The organism is Oleiphilus sp. HI0125 (assembly GCF_001635355.1).
In genome coordinates this window covers 1-939 of record NZ_LWGF01000231.1, presented here as the reverse complement: position 1 = coordinate 939, position 939 = coordinate 1, and the positions used below count along the sequence as shown (strand labels likewise).

General features: G+C 42.9%; 1 protein-coding gene. It reads right to left on the bottom strand.

Translation table 11 applies throughout. The annotated features are described in order from the left end of the window. A partial coding sequence (locus A3762_RS03530; protein ID WP_068754117.1) for an ABC transporter substrate-binding protein occupies positions 1 to 741 on the bottom strand: 741 nt, incomplete at its 3' end. Between the last annotated feature and the right edge of the window lie 198 nt (positions 742 to 939).

The window sequence follows — 939 nt, the reverse complement described above, 5'->3', positions numbered from 1 at the left end:
AAATTGTGCTTTGAAGCCTTTTTCAGCTGATTGACGCAAAATTAGACCAAGCTCTGGATGGTAGCCGCCGTAGTAGACGAAGTCGACATTTGCTTTTTGAAGTTTTGCAATAAGTGAAGAGAAGTCTTTGTCGCCAGAAGTAATACCTTCAAACATAACGACATTAACGCCTTTTTCTTCTAGCGTTGTTTTTACTGAAGTAGCAATGCCTTCGCCATATTGTTGCTTGTCGTGAATGATCGCAACGTTGCCAGGCTTGATTTTGTCAGCAATGTAGTTGCCTGCTACTGGTCCCTGGTGGCTATCTAGGCCAATCGTACGGAAAACCATTTGGTAACCACGTGTAGTGATGTCAGGGCTTGTAGACGCCGCTGTTACCATCAAAATACCTTCGTCTTCATAAACGTCTGAAGCCGGTTGAGTAGAGCTTGAGCATAAGTGACCAACTACGAAGCTGATACCGTCATTAACTACTTTGTTAGCAACCGCAACAGCTTGCTTTGGATCACATGCGTCGTCGTATACGATTCCTTCTAGTTGAGCGCCATTTACGCCGCCAGCTTCATTGATCTTTTGGATCGCCATTTTTGAGCCGATCATTTGCATATCGCCGTATTGAGCAACGGGTCCTGTTACTGGTCCTGCTAAAGCAATTTTGATTGTTTCAGCACTTGCGACACTTGCTGCACCTGCAAGCAATGCTGCAGCGCCTAATTTTAGGAATTTCTTATGTGAACTCATTTATTGTTCCTTGAAATGTGCGAAAAATTCGCTTCAGTCTTAATTGTTTCATAAGGGGACTTTAGATACGACGAAAGCCGCGCCCTAACACGTAAATACTACAAAGAATAGAAAGGATAGGGAAGTTTAAGCATCTTCGCTCTACATTAATTTTGTAAAGCGCTATTCGTGATGCGTTAAAACTGCCCAAATATTGTA